Genomic DNA, 4088 nt, shown 5'->3' with positions numbered 1-4088 from the left:
GATGATCTCCACCAGCTTCATGCTGGGGACGGGATTGAAGAAGTGCATGCCGATGACGGGATGCTTCAGTCCGTTGCCCATTTCGGTGATGGACAGAGAAGAAGTATTGGATGCGAAGATCGTCTCGGGCTTGCACATGGCGTCCAGCTCGTTCAAAAGCTCCTTCTTAGTGGCCATGTCTTCCTTGACGCACTCGATGATCAGGTCTGCGTCCGCACAGGCGGACTTTTCTTCCACCAGCACGTTTGCAAGCAACGCGTCCATTGCCTCCTGCGCCATCTTGCCCTTCTCAACGCGCTTTTTCAGGGACGCCGCCAGCTTATCCTTGTGCTTCTGGGCGGAAGCGACGGAACTTGCGTACATCAGGGCAGTGTGGCCCTTTGCTGCGAAAACCTGAGCAATTCCGCTGCCCATTGTGCCTGCGCCAAATACTGCAACTTTCATGTAAATCCTCCTATTATTTTCACATGTTGATGGGATTTATTTCATAAAGGCCAATACGTCAGCCATTTATAAACGGGTCGGGCTTGCGCTTTTCCACAAAGGCGGCCATAGCGTTTTTCTGGTCCGCCGTCTCAAAACAAGAGCCAAACAGCTTTTCTTCCACAAGCAGCGCCTCGTCCATATCCACCTCAAGTCCGTCGTTCACGGCCTTCTTACAGGCCCGAACGGCAACAGGGGCGTTTCCGGCAATGCGCCCGGCAAGCTTTTCTGCCTCCGCCATCAGCGCTTCAGCGGGGTAAACGGCCTGCACCAGACCCACGCTCAGCGCCTCCGGCGCCTTGATGTTGCGGGCCGTATAGAGCAGCTCCTTCGCTTTTCCGGGGCCGATCAGTCGGGCCATACGTTGGGTGCCGCCGAAGCCTGGCGTAATGCCAAGCCCCACCTCCGGCTGGCCGAACACCGCCGTGTCCGCGCACAGGCGGATGTCGCAGCTCATGGCCAGTTCGCAGCCACCGCCCAAGGCAAAGCCGTTTACCGCGGCCACAGTGGGCACGGCAAGGGTTTCCAGCTTGCGGAACACGTCGTTTCCCTGCTTGCCGAAAGCCTCGCCCTCCGCTTTTGTCAGATCGCGCATCTGCGCGATGTCCGCCCCTGCCACAAAGGCCTTCTGTCCCGCTCCGGTGACAATCAGACAGCGGACAGACGCCGGGTCGATTCGATCCAGCGCCTCGTTTAACTGGGAAATTACTTCTCCATTCAGTGCGTTCAGCGCCTCGGGACGGTTAATGGTCAGAACCGCCACTCCTCCGGCTTTCTCCTCCAATTTTACAAACGCCATATCTTCCTCCTCCAATACTTGTCAAAGGTCAAAGGCCCCTGCCTTTTGGAAACATGGACTTTGCTAAAATACTCACAATGTTCATTATAGTTTCTCCCGCCCCAATTAGCAACCCCCAATCGTGGAAGAAATCTAACAATTCTTGCTTTTTTACATTTCATACAAATTCGTTACGCAATTTTATGCGATTGTGTTAAGCAGTTAACAGATGCAGGAAGCGCGTCTTTTTTACAGGACCGGATTTCCCCCAGTTTCCCGCATTTACAAGGGAAAAAAAGCATGCTATAATAGCCCGGAATCTATTTTTTACGAGCAATTTTGCAGCGGTGCGGCGGCAGGACAAGCACGGGTCGCCAACTGCTTTTACAACTGGGAGGATGTATCCTTATGCGAATGAGAAAGAAAAAAAATTTGGTCCCCCGCATGGAGCGGTGCGCTGCGCTGCTGATTTCGGACCCCTATTCCATGCGCGGACAGTGGCGGACGCTGAAGCCGGACGCGCGGGAGTTGCGGGTGGAACTGGGCTGCGGCAAGGGGCGGTTCACCGCCCAGACCGCCGCCGCAGAGCCGGACGTGCTGTTTGTCGCAGTGGAGGTGGTGCCGGACGCTATGGTGGTCGCCATGGAGCGGTGCCAGACGGAGGGCCTTGAAAATGTCTTCTTTGTAGATGCAAACGCCGACCAGCTTCCCTCCTTTTTTGAGCCCGGCGAGGTGAGCCGCATCTATGTTAATTTCTGCGACCCGTGGCCTTCCAACCGGCACGCCAAGCGCCGCCTGACCCACGGGAATTTTCTCAAACTGTACCGTCAGGTTTTGCGGGAGGACGGGCAGGTCCACTTCAAAACCGACAACGCCCCTCTGTTTGAGTTTTCCGTGGAGGAGTTTCCCCAATTTGGCTTCACGCTGTCGGAGGTGACCCGGAATCTCCACGAAAACGGTCCCGTGGGCGTGATGACGGATTATGAAGAGAAATTCCACGGACTGGGAACGCCCATTAACCGGCTGGTTGCCACCATGGCGGAATGGACAGAACCGGAACCCTCTTTGGAGGAGGAAACGCAGGAAGACGGGACGCCGGAGGACGGCAACCCTCTTTAAGGCGAAAAGTAAGAAAACAGCGGCTTTTCCCGCTTTTGGGAAAAGCCGCCGCTTCTTTTTACGCTAATTTTTAAATTGGAAAAGGATCTCCAAGAAAGAAACGACAGCAGGAGCCAGGAAAAAAGACGGACATCCGAATGGATGTCCGTCTCCGTGCTTTTATGGGTAAACTATGCTTTTACGCTGTCTTTTTCGCCATTTCGGTCAACTGCGTGAAAGCAGCGGCGTTGTTGACAGCCATCTCAGCCAGCATCTTGCGGTTGATGGTCACGCCGGCGGTCTTCAGCCCGTGCATAAAAGTGGAATAGTTCATGCCGTTGAGCTTGCAGGCCGCGGAAATACGGGTGATCCAAAGCTGACGGAAGTCGCGCTTTTTCAGGCGGCGGCCGGTGTAAGCGTAGCTCAGGGACTTCATGACCGCCTCATTAGCGATTCTGAAGTGCTTGGACTTGTCGCCCCAATAGCCCTTGGCCAGCTTCATGATCTTATTTCTTCTCTTGCGCGTCATCAGCGCGCCTTTTACTCTTGCCATTTCAAATTGCCTCCTATTCTAACCGTTCAGTATCTTATTTGTAGGGAATCATCTTGCGGATCGCATCCACATTGGTCTGGTCCGCATAGGTACCGGCGCGGAGGCGGCGGGTGCGCTTGGTGCTCTTCTTGGTGAGGATATGGCTCTTGAACGCATGGGCGCGCTTAACCTTCCCGCTCTTGCTCAGGTTGAATCTCTTCTTCGCGCCACTGTGGGTTTTCAGCTTCGGCATAATTGAAATCTCCTTCCGTGTGTTTGACAGAATCTGTTTATTTACCAGTTTTGGGAGAGAGGAAGATGGACATCATCCTACCCTCCAGCTTGGCGGTCTTGTCCAATGCGGCGGTCTCGGCGCACTGCTCGGCAAACCGGGCCAGCAAGGCTCTGCCAATATCGGTGTGGGCCATCTCGCGTCCGCGGAAACGGACCGATACTTTGACGCGGTTTCCCTCGTCAATGAACTTCTGGGCATTTTTCAGCTTGGTGTTGAAATCCCCGATGTCGATACCGGGAGACATGCGAATTTCCTTGATCTCCACCACGTGCTGATTCTTCCGGGCTTCCTTTTCCCGCTTGCTCTGTTCAAACCGGAATTTTCCATAGTTCATCAGCTTGCACACGGGCGGCTTGGCCTGGGGTGAAATCTTCACCAGGTCCAGGCCCTGTTCGTCGGCGATCTTCTGCGCATCGGCGGAAGGCATAAGGCCAAGCTGCTCGCCGTCGGCTCCGATCAAACGGATCTCCCTGTCCCGGATCGCCTCGTTCAGTTCATGCTCTACCATGCTAATAGTCCAAGCACCTCCATTCAAAAATCGCAAAAAAACGCGGGCGCCCGATGGGCATCCGCGTAACTCTCCGAACAAGCGCCAATCCCTCAGTGCGGAACGCGCCTGTCAACAAACCGCCGTTGGCGGCCTGAGTACGGTGTTGACCTCTTTGCCAATGGCGGGAGGTGGAGCGGATGCACCCGGCTCACTTTATTTTGCCTTGTTATTTTATCAGTATCTGCCTCTTTTGTCAAGCACCAATGTGTTTTTTTTAAATTTCATTTACTGTGGCAGTATGCATACATAAATTCGAGCGAACGCGGGAGACTATTTCTCGTACTCAGCGAACCGAAGGGAGGTGTGCAGTATGGCACAGAACCGTGAGAACAACCAGCAGAATCAGCAGCAG

At 54.4% G+C, this 4088-nt stretch carries 6 protein-coding genes; 1 reads left to right on the top strand and 5 read right to left on the bottom strand.

Annotation, left to right across the window (positions count from 1 at the left end; translation table 11 throughout):
* Together B2W96_RS10295 and B2W96_RS10290 are read right to left on the bottom strand one after the other, a co-directional pair.
* The coding region (locus B2W96_RS10295; RefSeq protein WP_293010204.1) for a 3-hydroxyacyl-CoA dehydrogenase family protein at window positions 1-444 on the bottom strand (444 nt) is incomplete at its 3' end.
* Window positions 445-502: 58 nt separating this feature from the next.
* Entirely contained in the window at window positions 503-1282 is a 780-nt protein-coding gene (locus tag B2W96_RS10290) for an enoyl-CoA hydratase-related protein (RefSeq protein ID WP_293010203.1), read from the bottom strand.
* 393 nt (window positions 1283-1675) lie between these two features.
* Here B2W96_RS10290 and trmB point away from each other — a divergent pair, with 393 nt between their 5' ends.
* The gene (gene trmB / locus B2W96_RS10285; RefSeq protein ID WP_293010202.1) at window positions 1676-2380 is read left to right on the top strand and encodes a tRNA (guanosine(46)-N7)-methyltransferase TrmB; all 705 of its coding nucleotides are present in this window, start codon (window positions 1676-1678) and stop codon (window positions 2378-2380) included.
* 178 nt (window positions 2381-2558) lie between these two features.
* Here trmB and rplT read toward each other — a convergent pair whose 3' ends face one another.
* Genes rplT through infC form a run of 3 tightly spaced genes read right to left on the bottom strand, consistent with a single transcriptional unit; the run spans window position 2559 to window position 3694 of the window.
* On the bottom strand, window positions 2559-2912 hold the full coding sequence (gene rplT, locus B2W96_RS10280) for a 50S ribosomal protein L20 (protein WP_293010201.1): 354 nt from the start codon (window positions 2910-2912) through the stop codon (window positions 2559-2561).
* A gap of 34 nt (window positions 2913-2946) precedes the next feature.
* Window positions 2947-3144 (bottom strand): 50S ribosomal protein L35, encoded by a 198-nt coding sequence (gene rpmI, locus B2W96_RS10275; protein ID WP_293010200.1) that lies wholly within the window; start codon window positions 3142-3144, stop codon window positions 2947-2949.
* 37 nt (window positions 3145-3181) lie between these two features.
* Window positions 3182-3694 (bottom strand): translation initiation factor IF-3, encoded by a 513-nt coding sequence (gene infC, locus B2W96_RS10270; protein ID WP_293010199.1) that lies wholly within the window; start codon window positions 3692-3694, stop codon window positions 3182-3184.
* Window positions 3695-4088 lie beyond the last annotated feature (394 nt).

This window comes from Oscillibacter sp. UBA6647, from assembly GCA_002455655.1.
Taxonomy (GTDB): Bacteria; Bacillota; Clostridia; order Oscillospirales; family Oscillospiraceae; genus Oscillibacter.
Note: the sequence above shows the minus strand (reverse complement) of the source record. Positions and strands in the feature narration are given on the sequence as shown.

Coding starts and splice junctions, on each gene's coding strand:
- trmB (WP_293010202.1), top strand. CDS start 1,676: ATGAGAAAGAAAAAAAATTTGGTCCCCCGCATGGAGCGGTGCGCTGCG.
- infC (WP_293010199.1), bottom strand. CDS start 3,694: ATGGTAGAGCATGAACTGAACGAGGCGATCCGGGACAGGGAGATCCGT.
- rpmI (WP_293010200.1), bottom strand. CDS start 3,144: ATGCCGAAGCTGAAAACCCACAGTGGCGCGAAGAAGAGATTCAACCTG.
- B2W96_RS10290 (WP_293010203.1), bottom strand. CDS start 1,282: ATGGCGTTTGTAAAATTGGAGGAGAAAGCCGGAGGAGTGGCGGTTCTG.
- rplT (WP_293010201.1), bottom strand. CDS start 2,912: ATGGCAAGAGTAAAAGGCGCGCTGATGACGCGCAAGAGAAGAAATAAG.